Genomic DNA, 19,022 nt, shown 5'->3' on the forward strand with positions numbered 1-19,022 from the left:
GGGCGCCGCGGCACACCAGCGTAACGCCGTGCGCCACGCCCGCTCCAACCCCTTCGTTACCAACGCGAGAGAACCGTCATGAAACGTATCCTGCTGGTCGACCTGGGCGAGCGCGAGCTGAAGAAGCGCCAGGAGCTGCGTGCCCGCCAGCAAGTGCTGGAGACCATCCAGAAGACCGCCGACACCAGCGGCGGACTGAGCAGCCGCCAGCTCGACGAGCTGGCCCGGATCAAGAAGCAGCTGGGCAGCGACGTGGTCATCGACCCGTTCTACCGCCTGGTCGCCGCCACCCACCAGCAGGAAGCCTGGGAGGAGCTGGAGCGCAAGAAGCAGTTTGTGCACAAGTACGGCCTGCTCGGCTCGCAGCGCATGACCGGCAACCTGATCGAGCCGCTGGACAAGTACGAGCGCGAGATCGCCTCGATCTGCGGCCTGCTCCAGGTCGACGGCTACACCGATGCCTCGCGGCCCGACTTCGTCCAGCGCATCTCCACCGCGCAGGGCGAGTACCGCAAGAACCGCGAGCTGTTCGACGCGGCCTACGCCCAGCTCGGCCAGCGCTACACGGTGGTGCTGAGGTCGCAGATCGACTCGGGCCTGATCGATCCGTCCATCGTCGGCTGCATCGATCCCAACGAGGATCCGCGCACCCGCTACGACGCGCTCGACGGCTCGGCCGCCAAACGCAATGCGATCGCCGCGGCGCAGGCCGCGCAGGCGCGCGCGCGCGAGGCCGACCTGGCCGCGGTGAGCGCGCGCGAAGCCGCACGCGCGGCCACCCGCACGGCCAAGGACAAGCAGGCCGAACTGGAGGCGCTGGGCGACGAGAAGCCGAGCAAGGCCGAACTCGCCGCCGCGCGCCGCGCCGTGGCCAGCGCCACCAAGGCCGCCGACGCCGCCACCGCACAAGCGCGCCGCGCCGCCGAAGCCGCCACCGCCGCGCGCGCCGCCGCCGAGGAAGCGCAGGAAGAGGCCAGCGACGCGTCCGTGGCCGAGGACATGCGCGACACCGGCAACGCCTTCGTGCCCGCCGCCAACGACAACGTCTGCGCGCTCAGCGGCCGCAACGTCGCCGCGGTGGTGCGACGCCTGGCCACCGACGGCGTTAGCGCCAACGACGCCTGGCTGGCCAGCCGCATCCAGAACGTCTACGACATGCAGACCGGCGTGGTCTCCGGCGCGCCTCCCTCGGCCATGGAAATCATGCTGCCGGACCTGGAAGCGGCCACCGACGTCGAGATCATCAAGGAGAACCTGCATGCGGTGCAGGCGATCTACTTCGCCTACATGCTGGAAGAGATGCGCATGCCGCAGGTGGTCGAACGCATCGTCGAGCTGTTCCGCGCCGGGCTGCTGCCGCTGGGCCGCGGCAAGGCCGGCGACTACCTGTTCAACTACTACAAGAAGTCCGGCGAGCGCATCACCGAGGGCGAGCGCCGCGACCTGTACATGCGCGTGTTCGGCGCCCCCGGCGGCGATCCCAACAGCAACCAGCCAAACCGCGACTTCAACGAGCTGTGGCTGCGCTTCGTGTCGGCGGTGTCCTCGTTCGGTCGCCAGGTCAGCGTCGACCGGCTCCTGCGCAGCAACATCCCGGTGGCGGTCTCGCAGGAACAGGTGCGCAAGGCCGGCTACGACCTGGGCGCCAATCTGTCGCTCAACGGCTACGGCATCGCCTATTTCGCCGCGACCGAGCTGCAGCAGATGATCCTGGAGTTCCGCGATCAGCTCAGCGATCCGGAGATCCGCGGCGCCTTCGGCGCGCGCGACCTGTGGCAGGTGATCGACCAGGTCAACGCCAACTACCTGGGCGGCACCCGCAACACCCATCGCTATCGCACCCAGGCCCGCGCCGGCGCGGTGATCATCCGCTGGATCGCCAACAACCACCAGCGCCTGAGCGGCCGTTTCGGCGAGGTGATCTCGCTGTCCGCGCTGACCAATCCGCAGCTGCGCGGCAGCGACCAGCCCACGGTCGATCCCAACGACTGGGATCTGCTGCAGGCCTGCGAGCAATGGCTGGCGGTGGGCGGCGTGCAGGACGACAGCGTCGAGCACTACTCGCAGTCGACCGAATCGCCGGTCATCACCAGCAAGCCGATCGAGATGCCCGCGTTCGCGCGCGAAACGATCGATTCGCTCACCGGCGGCCTCAACGGCTCGATGCCGTTGATGTGATCGCGCCCACCGCCGCCTGAATCCCCAACGGGAGTAACGCAATGAACCAGCCCCCGAGCAACCACGGCAAGCAACCCATGGCGACGCACGTCAAGCGTTCGCTCGCCACCGCCGCGCGCGCCCTGGGCACGCGCGATCCCCTGCCGTACCTGGATTCGCTGATCGACCGCACTTTCCGCCTGCCCGACGACGACGTCTCCTACGCCCGCAACGCGCTCACGCCCGGCGCGGTGCCGTACGAGCCCTCGTTCTCGGAGACCGAGCCGGACACGCTGCGCTTCACCATCGAACCGCTGGGCCCCGGCGCCGCGCCGGTGGCCCGGCGCGACGAGGCCACGCGCGAGATGCGCCGGCTGGTGCAGCCGGTGTTCGGGCGCGACGCGCTGCGCTGGTTCGATTCGCGTAGCGAGGAATGGCGCGGTTTCGGCGGCCTGAGTTGGATGAACTACGGCGCCTGGTTCGGCAGCGCCTTCGACGAGGACGGCCTGTACGCGGCCAAGATCTATTACGAGCTGTTGCCGACCCAGATCGAAGCGCTGTCGCCGGGTCTGGGCCTGCTGACGCGGCAGGTGATGGCGGAAATGCCCAGCCTGATGCCGATCTTCACCTCGATCGGCTGCAAGCGCGACAGCGGCAGCCAGCGCGTGACCTTCCTGCATCGCGGCAAGCTGCAGGTGTCCGCACTGGGTCCGATGATGAACCGGCTCGGCATCGGCCATCAGCTGCCCAGCCTGATGCGCATCGTCGGCGTCGCTCTGGGCGGGCGTTTCGACCTGCCCGACGGCGGCGTGCTGGTGGGCGTGCGCGAGGCGCCGAACGGCGCCGAGCTCAAGCTGGAGATCCTGCTGGCGGCGATTCCCGACCTGCCGGCGCGGTTCCTGGACCTGCTCAAGCTGGGTCTGGCCGAGCGGCCGCGACAACTGGCGGCGCTGTCGCGCTGGCTGGAAGCCTTCGGCATGGAGGAAGCGCGCGAGCAAGGTCATTTCTCGGTGCTCAGCATCCGCGTCAATCCCAGCTCGCCGGCGCGCATCAGCCTGTACGTGCGGCCGATCGAATTCGAGATGCGCGACAGCATCGAGGAAGCGCGCTTGCTGCAGTAACACGAACGGGCGTGGCGATGGCGCGCGCCCCTGGGCGCAGGCGTCTTCGGTTGTTGATCGGCGGATCGGGACGTTCCGACGCCGGACTTTGCACAGACGTATCGAGACGGAGCCATAGCCATGTCAGCCGCTGTCAGATCCGCGATCTTCCCGCCTGCCGCGCGCGCCGCCGACCCCGGCACGGCGCCGGTGGCCAGCCGCGAAACCCACGAATCCGCGCGCTTGGCCGTGCGCGAGCTGCTGCAAAGCAGCCAGGCCTTCCATGAACTCGCGCCGGACAAGCGCGAAGCCTTGGCGCAGGGCCTGGTGCGCATCGGCAGCTACCTGGCCGAGCCCGGCATCAAGCTCAAGCCCGACGAACAGAGCCCGCAGGTGCGCGCGCTGGCCAACGAAGGCCTGTCGCGGGTCAGCCAGCGCGGCAGCAACACCGACCAGGACGGCAAGTTCACCGCCCAGAGCGCGCGCGAAGGCGCGGCCGTGGCCGGCGCCTTGCTGCGCGAGGTCAATTTTCCGGAGTTCTGCGCCGGCCTGATCAACGGCGTGTTCCATTCCATCGTGCAAAGCTCGATCGAGCAGATGGAGGCCTACGCCAAGCTGGTCGCCGACGTCTCCAAGAGCCTCAACCAGTTCCGCGACGACAACACCACCCAGAACCAGGGCCGCGACCATCTGGTCGAGCAGTTCCCGGACATGTTCCAGCTGAGCATGGACACCGGCGAATTCGGTGGAATGGGCAGTTTCGGCGACGAGAGCGCCGCGCCGCCCGGTCCGCGCGTGACCTTGCGCGAGGGTGTCGACGAGCGCGCGGCGGTGGCGCGGCTCAACAGCTCGTTGCCGCTGGACAAGCCCATCGAACGCCTCGACGACGAACTGATCGAGGCCGTGCTGGTGCCGGCCGCGCGCACCCAGGTCGCGACCGGCCGCCAGCAGTTGCTGGCGACGATGGTGATGCTGGGCATCAACCGCATCGTGGTCACCGACGGCAAGATCTCGGCCAAGGTCATGTACGACTTCCAGGCCCGCGACAACATGTCGTTCCGCAAGAGCGCGCAGCAGTTCGACTACGGCGATCAGTACGCGACCACCTCCAGCGGCGATTACGAGGGCAGCTCCGAGGGCGGCGAGCGCAGCAGTTCCTACAGCAAGGACGCCGGCTACCAGAGCAGCAACCGCGACGCCAGCTACTACTCCAAGGGCACCTACAAGACCACCGCGCAGCCGGTGCTGAAGATGGCCTCGGCCTCGCAGACCACCATTGATGCCAGCCTGCAGACCAAGGCCAGCCTGGCCGGCACGATGGAGGTCAACTTCAAGAGCGACTACCTGCCGCTGGAGAAGCTGGCCAATCCCGAATCCATCGCCGCGATCCAGATGAACGCGCAGCCGGGCATGGTCAAGACCCTGGCCGGGCGTCCGCCCGCGCAGGGCGCGCAGGCCGCGGCGCCGGCGACCACACCGCCGGCCACGCGTTGAGGCGGCGACCAACGGAGCGATGGCCATGAGCGACCCCGTGCGCAGCGCAGCCGCCCCGCCGTCGTGGCTGGACGACGACACCCTGTCGGCCGTGCGCCCGCAGGTGCGGCGCCTGCTCGAATCCTCGCCGGGCTTCCGCGAACTGCCGGTGGCCGAACAACAGGAGCTGGCGCGCAACATGGTGCGCGTGGCCTCCTACATGAGCAATCCCGACGGCCTGGCCAAGCAGGAACTCACGCCGGGGCAGGGCATCCTGGCCAAGGGCCAGTCCAGCCGGGACGGCCTGGCGCGCGCGCTGGCCGGCGAAGTCGATCAGGCCAAGGGCAAGGCCTCCGACAAGATCGGCACCTTCGCCGGCAGCGACTTCAAGGCCGGCTCGGTCGAGCAGGGCGCCGACAACTTCAAGAAATACCTGGGCTCGGTGGATTTTCCCGCCTTCGTCGGCGGCCTGATCCAGAACGTGTTCCAGGCCATCGTCAACGCCTCGATCCAGCAGATGAACGCCTACGGCGAATTGCTCAAATCGGTGGCGCAGACCGTCGACCAGTTCGCCGCCGACAACATCAGCCTCAACAATGCGCGCGATTGGCTGGTCGATCGCTTCCCCGGCGACCTGGGCATCGACACCAGCGATTCCGAGGGCGCAGGCCCGCGCCTGGCCAACATCAACGAAGACGACGACCAGGCCGCGCTGGCGCGCATCAACGCCGAACTGCAGATCGCCGATCCGATTACCGATATCTCCGACGCCGACCAGGAGGCGCGCCTGACCCAGGCCGCGCGTCTGCAGATGGCGCGCAGCCGCCAGCAACTGCTGTCGTCGATGGTGATCCTGGGCATCAACCGCATCGTCGTCACCGACGGCGCGATCAACGCCAAGGTCGTGTTCGACTTCCGCGCCAGCGACGAGGCCTCGCGCTCGGCCGGCGCCTCGCTGTACGACAGCCAGTCCAGCATGAACCGCAACCGCAGCGCGGCTGGCGTGCATTTCGGCTGGGGCGCGGCGGGCTCGGTCAACGAGAACGTGCAGCGCCACATGACCACGGTGTCCTCGTCGGTCAGCGAGGACTCCGAGTCCAAGCAGGACATGAAGGCCAAGCTCACCGGCGAGGTGCGGGTGAACTTCAAGTCGGACTACTTCCCGATGGAGAAGCTGGCCTCGCCGGCGATGATCGCCGCGATCCAGGGCAACTCCACCCCGGTCGATCCCAACTACGTGCCCGGTGCGCGCGGCGCGGGCGGCGGTGCCGCCGGCGGCGCCCAGGGCAGCGGCAATCGCTGAGGGCGACGCGCATGCGCCTGGCCCCGCCGCCGCCGGACATCCGCATCGGCCCGCGCCACGAGCACGAGCCGCTGCTGCGCGCCCTGTCGCTGTCGCTGTCGGCGCTGGAACGCCAGGCCGCGCTCGCGCTGTCGCTGTCGACCGATCCGCTGGAGGGCGCGATCGACCTGCCGCCGGGCGCGCCCAACGCGATGGACCGCGCCCAGCTGCAGGCCGCCGCGCCGCTGTACTTCGCCGCCGAACTGGAGGCCGCCGGCCTGCTGCCGACGGCCGAACAGATCGCCGGCCTGTTCGCCAGCGGCGCGATCACCCAGCCGCTGGGTCCGGGTGCGCAGCTGATCAACGCGTTTTGGCGCGCGCGCCGCGAGCGCCTGGACGCCAACGAGCGCCAGGCGATCTTTGCGCGCGTGATCGAAACGCCGTACTTCGACCGTTTGATGGCGGGCCTGTGCGAGGCCATCGTCGCCCAGGCCGACGGCGGCGATCTGCGCGAGCGCGTCGCGCTGGAGACCGCCTGCGGATCGCTGGGCGAGTTCCTGGCGCTGCGCGTGGACCCGATGGCCACGCTGGCCGCGCGCGACATCGTCGACAACATCAATCGGGCGCTGGGCTTCCTGCGCGACCGCATGCTGCAGGCCGCGTTCGGAGTGAACTCGCTGTGGCAGCTGGTCGCGGTCGCCGGCGCCCAGCAGGGACGCAGCGCCAGCGCCGTCCAGCGGCGCGTCGACCAGGGCCGCGCCGGGCAGACCGTGCTGCTGTGGCTGGCCGAACATTACGCCGACAGCGCGCCGCAGATCGCGACGGACGATTTCGAGCTGATCGGTTCGGCTCAGCGCTGGCTGTCCGGACGCGACACCGCGCCTGCGGCCGTGGCGCCGCCGGCCCTGTCCGCGGCGGCCTGATATGAACGCCGTCGCCGCCCGCGCCGCCGTGCCCGCGCCGGCTGCCGCGTCGCCGCCGCCGCCGTGGATCCGCAGCGCCGTGCGCGAAGTGCTCGAGCGCTCGCCCAACTACCGCACCCTGTCGGACCTGGACCGACAGTCGCTGGCGCGTTCGATGGTGCGGGTGTCGGCGCTGGCGGCCGATCTGATCGCCGAGGAAGGCCAGGCCGAAGACGAGATCGCACAGCGCGCGCAGCCGCTGGCGCGCGCGCAGGACCAGCCGGGATTCGCCGCCGCGGCCGACCGCGTCGCCGACACCACCCGCAACGTGCTCAACGCGGTGTCGTTTCCGCGCTTCGTGACCGATCTGATCAACGGCGTGTTCAAGGCGATGCTGGATTCCAGCTCGCAGCAGATGAACATGTACGTGCAACTGCTCAACAGCGTCTCGGCCTCGGCCGAGGGCTTCGAGCGCAGCCAGTTCAGCATCATCCAGGTGCGCCAGTGGGTGGCCGAGCACTTCCCGCAGCAGATCGAGTACGAGCAGCCGGAAGAGGGCGAGGAGGTCGATCCCGAGGAGGCCGCGGAAATCCGCCTGCGCCTGCGCGGCGGCGCGTCCATGCCGACGGCGGAGGAGATCCGCGCGCAATTGGGTATGGAGCCGGAGGAATCGGTCGATGCCAGCAACCCCGAGCAACTGGTGCCGCTGGCCCGGCGCTACATCGCGCGCCAGCGCCAGCAGATGCTCGCCACCATGGTCATGCTGGGCATGCAGCGCATCGTGATCGACAGCGGCCGCATCAACGCCTCGATGCGCTTCCACGTCGACACCCGCAGCGCCGCCAGCGAGGACCGCGGCAGCCAGTTCAACATGAACAACCGCGTGCGCGCGTCCGGCAGCTTCGGTGTCGGGCCCTGGGGCGCCAGCGCCGAGGTCGAGAACAACATCGGCTACGTTTCGACCCAGCGTTCGCAAAGCTCGGAGGAGATGAACACCGACCTGGAGCTCAACTCCTCGGTCGAGCTGAACTTCCGCAGCGATTACCTGCCCTTGAACCAGATGGCCGCGCAGGCCCAGGCCGACCGCATCCGCAACGCCTCGATCAACCCGACCGCCGAGCCCGACCCCAACGTCGCGCGCAACGCGCGCCTGGCCTCGCAACAGCAGGGCGATCGCGAGCGCCGCACCGCGATGGACAGCGCGATCGCGACGGCCTCGCGTCCGCCTGCACCCGCCGCCGCGCCTGCGAGCGCACCGGCCGCGGCGCCCGCCGCGGCGCCCGCAACCGCGGCGCGCCCTGCCACCGCGCCTGCCACGGCACCGGCTACGGCACCTGCGACAGCGCCCGCAACGGCGCCCGCCACTGCGCCAGCGACAGCGCCTGCGACGGCCCCAGCAACCGCAGCGCGCCCCGCGACGGCCCCCGCCACCGCGCCGGCGACCGCGCCGGCTACGGCGCCTGCAACCGCACCGGCGACCGCCCCGGCCACGGCGCCGGCGACTGCACCTGCCACCGCCCCGGCCTCACCCCCGCGCTAGCGTTCGCCGCGCCAAAACGAAAACGCCGCCTCTTGCGGGCGGCGTATCGGCCGGGTGTGGAGCATTGCGCTCTCAGTCCCAATCTTCCTTGTAAACGAACTTGGGCATTTCCCAGTGATAGCGGATCGCCAACATGCGCACGGTGAATCCGATCGTCATCGCGATGCACATGGCCCCGTCGTGGCTCAAGCCCAGGCGTTGCGCGGCCACGTAGATCAGGCCGGTCAACAGCGAGACCGTGGCGTACAGTTCCTTCTGGAACAGCAACGGGATCTGCCCGCACAGCATGTCCCGCAGCACGCCGCCGAAGGTGCCGGTGATCATGCCGCTGATCAGCACGATGAACACCGGAAGTTCCATGGTGATGCCCACGTTGCAGCCGATGATGGTGAACACCACCAGCCCCAGCGCATCGAGCACCAGGAAGGCGGTGCGCAGCTTGCGCATGATCGGCGCGACCACCGCGGTCAGCAGCGCCGCGCCGATGGTGACGCCCAGGTAGATCGGATGCTCGACCCAGCCCAGCGGATGGTGACCCAGCAACACGTCGCGCAAGGTGCCGCCGCCCAGCGCGGTGATGCAGGCGATTACGCACACGCCCAGCCAGTCCATGTTGCGACGCCCGGCGACCAGCGCCGCGGTCATGGCCTCGGCCGCGATCGCGATCAGATAGGCGATATGCAACAACATGGGCGACGCTCCGTTCCTGCCGCGCGACCGGCGCGGCCGTGGAGTTCATGATGACATCGTCGTCCCGATCTTGGCCGCCGCACATGGCGGCGGCGTCTGCGATGGGGGACAATGCCGTCCACGGGACGCCGTCGCGTCCCGCGCCTTGCGGAACGCTCCCATGAAGATCCTGGTCACCGGCAGCGCCGGCCACCTCGGCGAAGCGCTGATGCGCCGCCTGCGCGACGACGGCCACGAGGCCCGCGGTCTGGACGTGACGGCGTCGGCCTACACCGACGTGGTCGGCTCCATCGTCGACCGCGAGTTGGTCGCGCGCTGTCTGCGCGGCGTCGATGCGGTGCTGCACACCGCGACCCTGCACAAGCCGCATGTGGCCACCCACAGCCGGCAGGATTTCGTCGACACCAACATCTCCGGCACCCTCAACCTGTTGGAGGAGTCGGTCACCGCGGGCGTGGGTGCGTTCGTGTTCACCAGCACCACCAGCGCCTTTGGTCGCGCCCTGACGCCGCCGGCGGGCGAGCCCGCGGCCTGGGTCACCGAGGACGTGACACCGGTGCCGCGCAACATCTACGGGACGACCAAGGTCGCGGCCGAAAGCCTGTGCGAGCTGTTCCAGCTCAAGCAGCGACTGCCTACGATCGTCCTGCGCACCTCGCGCTTCTTCCCCGAGGAAGACGACCTCAAGTCCTCGCGCGAGGCCTTCGAAGACGCCAACATCAAGGCCAACGAGCTGCTGTACCGGCGCGTGGACATCGAGGACGTGGTCGATGCCCATTTGCTGGCGATCGCGCGCGCTCCGGCGCTCGGGTTCGGCCGTTACATCATCAGCGCGACCACGCCGTTCACCCGCGACGATCTGCTGCAACTGCGCGAGGACGCGCCGTCGGTGGTCGCGCGTTACGCGCCCGATTATGCGGCCGAGTACGCGCGCCGCGGCTGGCGCATGTTCCCCGGCATCGAGCGGGTCTATGTCAACGAGCGCGCACGCGCCGAGCTGGGCTGGCGCCCGCGGCACGACTTCGCGCACGCGCTGCGGCGCCTGGCCGCGGGCGAGGACCTGCGCAGCGACCTGGCGCGCGCGATCGGCAGCAAGGGCTACCACGCCGAAGCCTACGCCGAAGGTCCGTATCCGGTGGATTGAGCGGCGGACGTCGGATCAGGCTTGCGGCATCGATGGCGGCCGCAGGTGGCGGTACAAGGCGTAGAACACGCCGGTGGCGCCGGTCAGCAGGGCCGGCAGGTACAGAGCGTCGTAGCCGTAGCGGCGGAACGACAGCGCCCCGAGCACTCCCCCTGCGAAGAAGCCCGCGACGATCAGGGCGCTCAGCGACATGCGCTGCCGCGACAGCGGCCGTCGCCGCAACGCGTGGCCCAGGCCGATGCCCAGGTCGGTGATCATGCCGCTAAGGTGGGTGGTGCGGACCACCGAGCCGCTGTAGGTGCTGGCCATGGCGTTCTGCAGGCCGCAGGCGCCCGCAGCGAGCAGCGCGCCCAGGATCTGCTGGCGATGGAACAGCGGCACGGCCGCGAACAGCAGCGCCGATTCGATCGCCAGCGCGAGGCCGTAGCGACGCCCTAGGCGCAGCGCGCTGTCCTGGACGATCATGCCGCTAAGCGCGGCGCCGGCGAAGAAGGCGAGGATCATGCCGAGCAGATGCGCGGCGGCGCGCGCGTCGGCGCCCACCAGCGCCGAGGCGAGCAACGAGGTGGTGCCGGTGAGGTGGGTGATCGCCTGATGCTCGAAGCCCAGGTAGCCGATCACGTTGACCATACCGGCGACGCAGGCGAGCGAGCCCGCGCCCAGCCAGACCCAGCGCGGCAGCTGCAGGCCCACTCAGGGCTCCGCTGGATGGACGGGGTGCGGCGCGCGCGCTGCGCTCATGGCTCGGCCGGCAGCTCGTAGTCGAAGACGTAGTGGTGCTTGCCGTCGACGATGTCGATCGCCATGCGACCGCTCAGTCCGGTCAGCTCATCGTCCCCTGAATCGGGCACCACCTGCAGGCTCAGCCCGGGCGTGCCGCGGTCCATGATCGCGCTGTGCTGAAGCACGAAGCTGCCGCGGCGGCCGTCCAGCGTGCCCTCGACCCGTTCCATCGCGACATAGCCCGCAGACCCGGCGACGCCGCTGCGGAAGCCCAGCATCTGACCCTGGGCGGCGGCCTCGAGTTCGCCGTGGTAGCGCTTGTCCAGGCGCATGCGACCGATATAGCGGCCGGCCGCCGCTTCGTCGGCCGGCTGCGGAATCATCTCGACGTCGAAGACGCCGCGGATCTGCGTGCTCATGGGCGGTCCCTGCGTGGGCGCGCGGAACGCGCGCGACCAGCGATGCTCGCTCCCGCCGGCGCGGGCGTCAATCGCCGCGATCGGCATTCGGCTGCGCGGCGCGCGCCGACATAAGGAGCCGCGCCGCGCGCGGTCCGCGGTTCGCGCAACGCGGGCGCGCTGCCCGACTGGCGCTCGCGCGAAGACGTATGCACAAAAATGCTGCATGCGACGGGCCGAAGACGCAGCGCCGCGCGGATTCCTCAGCTTAAAACCGGATTGCAACAAATCTGCGACATCATGGCCGGCGCAATCGAACGATTACGCCGCGGCCGCGCATCGCGTTGTGATGTCGGCCACAGTTGCGCGGCCGCAAGCCGCCGATGATCCGCAGCGTTGTCGCAGGATCCCGCAAGCGGCGCAGTCCGCGAGGGGCGCGAACACGCAATGCAGGCGCAGGGGGGCGCGTGCGCTGCGATTGCACCGGCGGCCCGTAAGGGCCGTGCCGCCGGTGGACTGCCATCCGTTACGCCGGCGCGCAGCATCCGGCGGCGATCGGAGCCGCGTATCCGGCCGGGCCCGTGCCCGTCGAGTGCGCATCGCCCAGACCGCAGCCACGCGGCGCGAGCCGCACAGCCACGATGGAATCAACCAGGACGCTTCCCGTGAACAAGACCCAACAGCAAAGGCTGCGCCGCGGCGCGACCAGTACGCTCGCATTGGCCGCCGCGCTCGCGCTCGCACCCAGCGCCGGCGCTGCGCAACGCACTCTGCAATTGTCGGAAGATGACGCGCTGACCGAACGGATCGGACCCAACCGTGGCGCCTCGATGCTGGCCGCGCCCAGCAATCGGGTCTGCAAGCCCGGCGCCAAATGGATACGCCTTGGCTTCAAGGTGCTGGAACTCAAGCCCTACGACTCGCTGGTGATTCGCAGCTCCGGCGGCGACGTCTACAGCTTCGAGGGCGCGCATTGGAACGGACGCGCGTTCCACGCCCGCGCCCTGCGCGGCGACTGCGTGCAGATCCAGACCTACTTCGGCAACCCCGACAGCCGTTACGAGCTGGACAGCTACGACTACGGCACGCGTGCCTTGGCCGCCAGCCCGGTGATCGTGGCCGGCGCGGGCGACATCTGCGACAGCAGCGGCAACGCCTGCGCCGGCACCTCCGACCTGATCGTGGCGATCAACCCGACCGCGGTGTTCACCGCCGGCGACAACGCCTACAGCAGCGGCACCCTGAGCGAGTACAACAACCGCTACGCGCCGACCTGGGGCCGCTTCAAGGCCCTGACCAGCCCCACGCCCGGCAATCACGAGTACAACACCAGCGGCGCCAGCGGCTACTTCGACTACTTCAACGGCGTCGGCGCGCAGACCGGTCCGGCCGGCGACCGCAGCAAGGGTTACTACAGTTGGGACGTGGGCGAGTGGCATTTCATCGCGCTCAACACCATGTCCGGCGGCAGCGTCGCCAGCGCCCAGCTGACCTGGCTGCAGAACGACCTGGCCGCCAACACCAAGCCCTGCACCGCCGCGTATTTCCACCATCCGCTGGTGAGCCGCGGCAACTACACCGGCTACAGCCAGGTGAAGCCGATCTGGGACCGGTTGTACGCGGCCAAGGCCGATCTGGTGCTGGTCGGCCACGACCACAACTACCAGCGCTACGGCAAGATGAATCCCAGCCAGGCCGCGGCCAGCGACGGCATCCGCCAGGTCCTGGTCGGCACCGGCGGTCGCGCGTTCTACGGGCTCAACGGCAGCCATCCCTTGCTGGAGGCCAGCAACGCCAGCACCCACGGCGTGCTCAAGCTCAGCCTCACCGCCACCGGCTACACCGGTGAGTTCGTGCCCAAGGCCGGCAGCAGCTACACCGACAATTTCAGCGGCAGCTGCAACAAGGGCGCGCCGCCGGCCAACAGCATGACCCTGGACGCGGTGCGCGACGTCACGGTGAAATCCAACGGCACGCGCGACAACGGCGCCGTGCTGTACGCCGACGGCGACGATGCCGGCCTGCAGCTGCGCGGCCTGATGGGCTGGAACGTCGGCGCCGCGGCCGGGCTGGACATCACCTCGGCGACGGTCTCGCTCAGCGTCAGCAACCTGTCGAACGGCGCTTACGACCTCTATCAGGTCAATGCCGCCTGGACCGAGGCCGATGCCACCTTCGCCGGCGCGACCCTGGGCACCAAGCTGGGCACGGTCACGCCCAGCGCCACCGGCACCCAGACCATCGCGCTCAACGCCGCTGGCGTGCAGTTGATCGAGGACTGGGCCTCCGGCGCGGCCGCCAATCACGGTCTGGCCCTGGTCAGCGCCTCCGGCGTGATCGACGGCGTGGACTGGAGTTCGCGCGAGGGCTCATCGGCGCCCAAGCTCAGCCTGAGCTACGCCGGCGGCGGCAACGTCCCGCCGGTGGCGAACTTCAGCGCCGCCGCCAGCGGACTGAGCGTGAACTTCACCGACAGTTCCAGCGACAGCGACGGCAGCATCGTCGCGCGCAGCTGGACCTTCGGCGACGGCACCACTTCGACCGCGACCCATCCCAGCAAGACCTACGCCGCCGCCGGCAGCTACACGGTGACGCTGACGGTGACCGACAACGGCGGCGCCAGCCACAGCAAGACCGCGACGGTCACGGTCAGCGGCGGCGGCGTACAGACCTACAGCAACACCGCCGATTACACGATCAACGACAACGCCACGGTCGACAGCCCGATCACGGTCTCCGGCCGCAGCGGCAACGCGCCGAGCAACGCCTCGGTGACGGTGGCGATCGTGCACACCTACCAGGGCGATTTGAAGGTGGACCTGGTGGCGCCGGACGGCTCGCTCTACAACCTCCACAACCGCACCGGCGGCAGCGCCGACAACGTCAACAAGACGGTGACGCTGAATTTGTCGAGTGAAGCGCTCAACGGCACCTGGAAGCTGCGCGTGAACGACAATGCCGGCAGCGACGTGGGCAAGATCGACAGTTGGAGCGTGACGTTCTGAGATGAGGGCTGCGGGCGCTGGTGTGGCGCCGCGCTGCCCTCACCCCAACCCACACCCCGGCCCGACCGCGCAGCGGTCGGGCGTTCGGTGCGGCGCGAGCCGATGGCTCGCAAACACCGCCCCTCACCCCGCAAGCGGGAGAGGGGTTAGGGTGAGGGGATGAGCGCAACGCGCGAATGCTCTGGCTCTTACCCGACGCGAAGCCGCCCTAAAGCGACCGGCTGATCGTGAAGCTGCCGAACACCGGCGTCTGCTTCTGCCCCTCGAATTCGCGGCTGCGGTGATAGCGCGCCAGCGCGAACTTCCAGCGTCCGTACATGAAGGCCAGCCCATAACCGGCATCGGCGACGAAAGGCCGCTTGTCGACGCTGTGGCTGTCGCGGAAGGTGTTGCCGTCCAGGGTGATGTCGTACAGCACCCAACGCGCGTCCACCGTCAGAAACAGATGCGCGCCGAAGCGGTTGCCGCGGTGCTGGCGCGTAGGCGCGGTGTTCTCGCCGGCCGGGCGCAGCGGCGTGCTGCCGAAGTCGTCGGGCAAATGGCGGCCGAAGCGCCATTCCGCACCCGCGTTGGCATACGTGGCCAGGTTGCCGAGACTGCCGCCGTAGTGGGTGATCGCATCCCAACCCCAAGGCCCGTTTTCTTCGTCGCCCGCCGAGTAGCGGCGCATGCGTTCGTGCACCAGGCGCAGCACCGGTTCGTCGTGTAGCTGATGGTCCCAGCCTTGGAAGGTCTCGTCGCCGAGCAGCTTGTGGACCTCGTTCTGGACCTGCTTGCCGTAAGCGGAAGGGCCGACGATGCCGAACTGCAGCTGGGTGGTGCGCAGCTCGTCGCCGTTGCGCGCGTTGTAGCCCAGGCTGGCGAGCAGGGCGCCCGCGTAAGGCCGGTCGTCCTCGATCAGATCGCGGCGGCTGTAGTCGGTGGGAGTGAAGATGCCCTGGGCGAAGCTCACCACCATGTTCTGCTGCTCGAAGCCTTCCGGCGTGAGCGCGCTGACGTGGCGGTTGATCCAGCGCGCCAGGCGCGGCAGGCAGGGATCGTCGGTGTAATCGACCAGATTGGGCGAGACCAGGGTCAGCTGCACGCCGTTGCTGTAGCCCTGGTCCTGGCCGCCGAACAAGTCGTTGTCGACGCGGAAGTTCACCGTGGGCGGCAGTTGGGTGTGGCCGGTGACGCAGGTGTCGCGCTCGTCGGCCTGGACGGCGCCGGCGGCGAGCAGCAGGGACAGCAGCAGGGCGATGCGGGGCATGGCGGTGTCGGATTCGGCGAGAAAGCTCGCGTGGCCGGGCACAGATGAGGACGCCGGCAGCGCCTCGCAGCCGACGCCGGCGCGACGCTGCGTCCCATTCGCGCACGCCGCCGCGCGCGCCAGCGGTCCATGATGGAGCGCTGGACCCACCCGATTCGGGGAATCTGGACCTTATCGCGGAACCAGCGCGGACCTAGCCTGACCGTCCCCCACAGGCCCGGACCTTAATCATGATCGTCTCGCCCCCTACGTCCACTATCTCCGCCCAGGACCCGCATCCGCGCCGCGAGCTCGCGCTGCTGGGCACCCGCATGCGCTATGTCGATAGCGGCCGCGGCGATCCGATCGTGTTCCTGCACGGCAATCCGACCTCGTCCTATTTGTGGCGCAACGTGATTCCGCATGTCGACGATCTGGGCCGTTGCCTGGCGCCGGATCTGGTCGGCATGGGCGGCAGCGGCGAGAGCGCGGACGGCGGCTACCGTTTCGCCGACCATGCGCGCCACCTCGACGCCTGGTTCGACGCGCTGGCGCTGGAGCGCGTGGTGTTGGTGCTGCACGACTGGGGCTCGGCGCTGGGCTTCGACTGGGCGCGCCGCCATCCCGAACGCGTGCAGGCGATCGCCTACATGGAGGCCCTGGTGCAACCGCGGCGCTGGGAGGATTTCCCCGACGGCCGCGACCGACTGTTCCGTGCCCTGTGCGGCGAGGACGGCGAGCGCCTGGTCCACGAAAACAATTTCTTCGTCGAACAGGTACTGCCGCGCAGCATCCTGCGGACCCTGGATGAGGCCGAGATGGACGCCTATCGCGCGCCGTTCCGCGAACCGGCCGCGCGCGCGCCGACCTTGGTCTGGGCGCGCGAACTGCCGATCGACGGCAGCCCGGCCGACGTCGCCGAGCGTGTCGAGGCGTACGCGCAATGGCTGGCCTGGAGCCCGCTGCCCAAGCTGTTCGTCAACGCCGAGCCCGGCGCGCTGCTGACCGGCCGCGCGCGCCACTTCTGCCGCAGTTGGGCCAACCAGCGTGAAATCACGGTGCCCGGCATCCACTATGTGCAGGAAGATGCGCCCGACGAGATCGGCCGCGCGCTGCGCGATTTCGTCGTCGAGGTGCGCGCAGCCCGCGGTGGCAAGATCCGAGACAGCAAAGCGCGCAGCATCGAAGCAAGCGGCATCGACACCCGCGAGACCGCCTTACCCCATACCGGAGTTCCCTCATGATCGACCTGTATTTCTGGCCCACGCCCAACGGTCTCAAGCTCAAGCTGTTCATGCTCGAATCCGGAATCGAGCACCGCCTGATACCCGTCAACATCGGCAAGGGCGAGCAGTTCGAGCCCGAGTTCCTGAAGATCTCGCCCAACAACAAGATTCCGGCCCTGGTCGATCACGCGCCGGCGGACGGCGGCGCGCCGCTGACCCTGTTCGAATCCGGCGCGATGCTGCAGTACCTGGCCGAGAAGACCGGCCGCTTCCTGCCCACCGACGTGCGCGCCCGCGCGCAGACCCTGCAATGGCTGTACTGGCAGGTCGGCGGACTGGGGCCGATGGCGGGACAGATCGGTCACTTCAACATCTACGCGCCGGAGAAAGTGCCCTACGCGATCGACCGCTACACGCGCGAGACCCATCGTCTTTACGGCGTGCTCGACCGGCAACTGGCGGGGCGCGACTACATCGCCGGCGAGTACTCGATCGCCGACATGGCCTGCTATCCCTGGATCGTGCCGCACACCTCTCACGGACAGTCGCTGGAGGATTTCCCCGAGTTGCGGCGCTGGTTCGAAGCCATGGCGCAACGGCCGGCGGTATTGCGTACCTATGAAGCGGCGCCGCAGTCGTATGCGCCCGATACGAAGGTGAGCGAAGAGGAGCGACGGGTGTTGTTTGGGCAGGGGGCGCCGCAGCGGTAGGTCTTAGCTTTGGCGTGGGCAAGAGCCAACGCCAAAAGCAAATCCCCCTTAATCCCCCTTTTTCAAAGGGGGAGACTGGTCGGCGAGGGGTGGGTGTGCGGAGCCATTCGAAACCCACCGCTGGGCTTCTGGCTCCCTCCTTTGAAAAAGGAGGGCGGGGGGAGGATTTGCTCTTGCTCTGGCGGAAGTAAGCCCAAGCAGCCCCCTTTGCTGACGAGGCAGACCGCTGCGCGAAGAGCCGGCTTGGCGCGGCGTCGCAGCGCGGTCAAACGGACGCGACACCGCGCGTGTCGCGCAGCTACGAGGCCGGCGTGGCGTCCTCGCGCAGATTGACCGGGCGGTAAGCGTCGTCCAGCCGCATGCGCTCGTACACGCTCTCGTGCACAAGCGCGCCCGCGCGCAGGGTGCGCGGGCGCGAACGGTGCGGGCGCCAGCGCCGGGTCCATACGCCTTCGGCATCCTGGCTGGAGAACGGAATCGGCAACCATTCCAGCAGGCGCCAGTACCAGTGGCTCAGTTCGTCGTGCGCGGGCGCCTGCGCGTGCTTGCGCCATTGCGCCGCGTCGTTCAAATCCGGCAGCGCCGCGTCCTTGTGCGCCACCGGTTCGATACGCAGGCCGGCGGCCTGGGCCTCGCGCAGCATCCACGCCAACGGAATGCGCGCCAGCTCGCCGCGGCGACCGTTCGGATAGCCGCCGCCGACGTCGCCATGGCTGCCAGCGAACCACAGCTCGCGCACGTCCTGGTGCCGGTGCGGTTCGGTGCTCCACAGGTTCTGCACGAACTTGCCGCGGCGCTCGTCCAGCGCCATCGCGTGGCGCACCGTGGCCACGCCGCGGTTGTTGGCGGTGTGGCTGTACACGCGCGGCAGCCACGGCGCACCGACCGAGCTGACCGTGTCCCACAGGCCCAGGAAATGCACCGGCACCGGACGCGAATAGCTTTTGCGGAAGCCGTGCATGCGCCGGAAGTATTCGCTCATCGCCCGCTGCCGCCGCGCCGGGCCGCCGCGCCAGGCGCCGAACGGCGGCAGCCGGGTGTAGGTGCGCCAGGCGAAGGCGACCATTTCGTGCATGCCTGCGTGCAGCAGGCCGACGGTGTTGAGCATGGCCGCCAGCACCCTCGCCGAATAGGCGCCGCGGCTGAAGCCGAAAATGTAGACGCGGTCGCCGTCGCGGTAGACGTCGGACAGGAACCGGTAGGCGGCGCAGACGTGGCGCTGCAGCATCCAGCCGCTGGCCGAGTCCTGCAGCATCAGCGCACGCCGGCGCAGCGAACCCATGACCCCGATCGGCTCCAGCGTGCCCACGCCGGGCTGGTAGTAGGCGACCTGCTGCGGTCCCTTTTCGATCATGCGGTACAGCCGCTGCACGTTGGTGCGCGCGGCGGCGGGGGAATTGTTGGTGCCGTCCAGGCAGATGACGATGTTGCGCGGTGCGGTCAT

At 69.2% G+C, this 19,022-nt stretch carries 15 protein-coding genes; 10 read left to right on the forward strand and 5 right to left on the reverse strand.

The window, feature by feature from the left end:
• The first annotated feature begins 78 nt into the window (after window positions 1-78).
• The 6 genes from LVB77_RS04000 to LVB77_RS04025 all read left to right on the forward strand — a co-directional run bounded on the left by LVB77_RS04000 (window position 79) and on the right by LVB77_RS04025 (window position 8,454).
• On the forward strand, window positions 79-2,178 hold the full coding sequence (locus LVB77_RS04000) for a hypothetical protein (protein ID WP_232908925.1): 2,100 nt from the start codon (window positions 79-81) through the stop codon (window positions 2,176-2,178).
• A gap of 41 nt (window positions 2,179-2,219) precedes the next feature.
• Complete coding sequence (locus tag LVB77_RS04005; RefSeq protein WP_232908926.1) at window positions 2,220-3,278, forward strand: hypothetical protein; 1,059 nt, start codon at window positions 2,220-2,222, stop codon at window positions 3,276-3,278.
• 120 nt (window positions 3,279-3,398) lie between these two features.
• Window positions 3,399-4,751: a hypothetical protein gene (locus LVB77_RS04010; protein WP_232908927.1), complete on the forward strand. Its 1,353-nt coding sequence runs from the start codon at window positions 3,399-3,401 to the stop codon at window positions 4,749-4,751.
• Window positions 4,752-4,776: 25 nt separating this feature from the next.
• Window positions 4,777-6,033 (forward strand): hypothetical protein, encoded by a 1,257-nt coding sequence (locus LVB77_RS04015; protein ID WP_232908928.1) that lies wholly within the window; start codon window positions 4,777-4,779, stop codon window positions 6,031-6,033.
• 11 nt (window positions 6,034-6,044) lie between these two features.
• Window positions 6,045-6,935 carry a hypothetical protein gene (locus tag LVB77_RS04020; RefSeq protein ID WP_232908929.1) on the forward strand — a complete coding sequence of 297 codons (891 nt, stop codon included), beginning with the start codon at window positions 6,045-6,047 and terminating at the stop codon, window positions 6,933-6,935.
• 1 nt (window position 6,936) lies between these two features.
• Entirely contained in the window at window positions 6,937-8,454 is a 1,518-nt protein-coding gene (locus LVB77_RS04025) for a hypothetical protein (RefSeq protein WP_232908930.1), read from the forward strand.
• Between the two features lie 72 nt (window positions 8,455-8,526).
• Here LVB77_RS04025 and LVB77_RS04030 read toward each other — a convergent pair whose 3' ends face one another.
• Window positions 8,527-9,144 carry a trimeric intracellular cation channel family protein gene (locus tag LVB77_RS04030; protein WP_232908931.1) on the reverse strand — a complete coding sequence of 206 codons (618 nt, stop codon included), beginning with the start codon at window positions 9,142-9,144 and terminating at the stop codon, window positions 8,527-8,529.
• Window positions 9,145-9,304: 160 nt separating this feature from the next.
• Between LVB77_RS04030 and LVB77_RS04035 the strand changes: the two genes are divergently transcribed.
• On the forward strand, window positions 9,305-10,288 hold the full coding sequence (locus tag LVB77_RS04035; RefSeq protein ID WP_232908932.1) for an NAD(P)-dependent oxidoreductase: 984 nt from the start codon (window positions 9,305-9,307) through the stop codon (window positions 10,286-10,288).
• Window positions 10,289-10,303: 15 nt separating this feature from the next.
• On the opposite strand, the gene LVB77_RS04040 is transcribed toward LVB77_RS04035, so the two are convergent.
• Both LVB77_RS04040 and LVB77_RS04045 read right to left on the reverse strand, forming a co-directional pair.
• On the reverse strand, window positions 10,304-10,981 hold the full coding sequence (locus LVB77_RS04040) for a YoaK family protein (RefSeq protein ID WP_232908933.1): 678 nt from the start codon (window positions 10,979-10,981) through the stop codon (window positions 10,304-10,306).
• A 44-nt stretch (window positions 10,982-11,025) separates the two neighbouring features.
• A complete protein-coding gene (locus LVB77_RS04045) occupies window positions 11,026-11,430 on the reverse strand; it encodes a DUF3224 domain-containing protein (protein ID WP_232908934.1) in 405 nt (134 codons plus the stop codon).
• A gap of 644 nt (window positions 11,431-12,074) precedes the next feature.
• Between LVB77_RS04045 and LVB77_RS04050 the strand changes: the two genes are divergently transcribed.
• Window positions 12,075-14,414 carry a proprotein convertase P-domain-containing protein gene (locus tag LVB77_RS04050; RefSeq protein WP_232908935.1) on the forward strand — a complete coding sequence of 780 codons (2,340 nt, stop codon included), beginning with the start codon at window positions 12,075-12,077 and terminating at the stop codon, window positions 14,412-14,414.
• Between the two features lie 208 nt (window positions 14,415-14,622).
• Here LVB77_RS04050 and LVB77_RS04055 read toward each other — a convergent pair whose 3' ends face one another.
• Entirely contained in the window at window positions 14,623-15,663 is a 1,041-nt protein-coding gene (locus tag LVB77_RS04055; RefSeq protein WP_232908936.1) for a lipid A deacylase LpxR family protein, read from the reverse strand.
• A gap of 230 nt (window positions 15,664-15,893) precedes the next feature.
• Here LVB77_RS04055 and LVB77_RS04060 point away from each other — a divergent pair, with 230 nt between their 5' ends.
• Entirely contained in the window at window positions 15,894-16,886 is a 993-nt protein-coding gene (locus LVB77_RS04060; RefSeq protein WP_232908937.1) for a haloalkane dehalogenase, read from the forward strand.
• Window positions 16,883-17,578, forward strand: a complete 696-nt coding sequence (locus LVB77_RS04065) for a glutathione binding-like protein (RefSeq protein WP_232908938.1) — start codon at window positions 16,883-16,885, stop codon at window positions 17,576-17,578. The genes LVB77_RS04060 and LVB77_RS04065 overlap by 4 nt, the downstream gene beginning before the upstream one ends.
• A 298-nt stretch (window positions 17,579-17,876) precedes the next feature.
• Here LVB77_RS04065 and LVB77_RS04070 read toward each other — a convergent pair whose 3' ends face one another.
• A complete protein-coding gene (locus LVB77_RS04070) occupies window positions 17,877-19,022 on the reverse strand; it encodes a DUF2235 domain-containing protein (protein WP_232908939.1) in 1,146 nt (381 codons plus the stop codon).

It is taken from the genome of Lysobacter sp. 5GHs7-4 (assembly GCF_021284765.1).
In the GTDB taxonomy this organism is placed as follows: domain Bacteria; phylum Pseudomonadota; class Gammaproteobacteria; order Xanthomonadales; family Xanthomonadaceae; genus Lysobacter.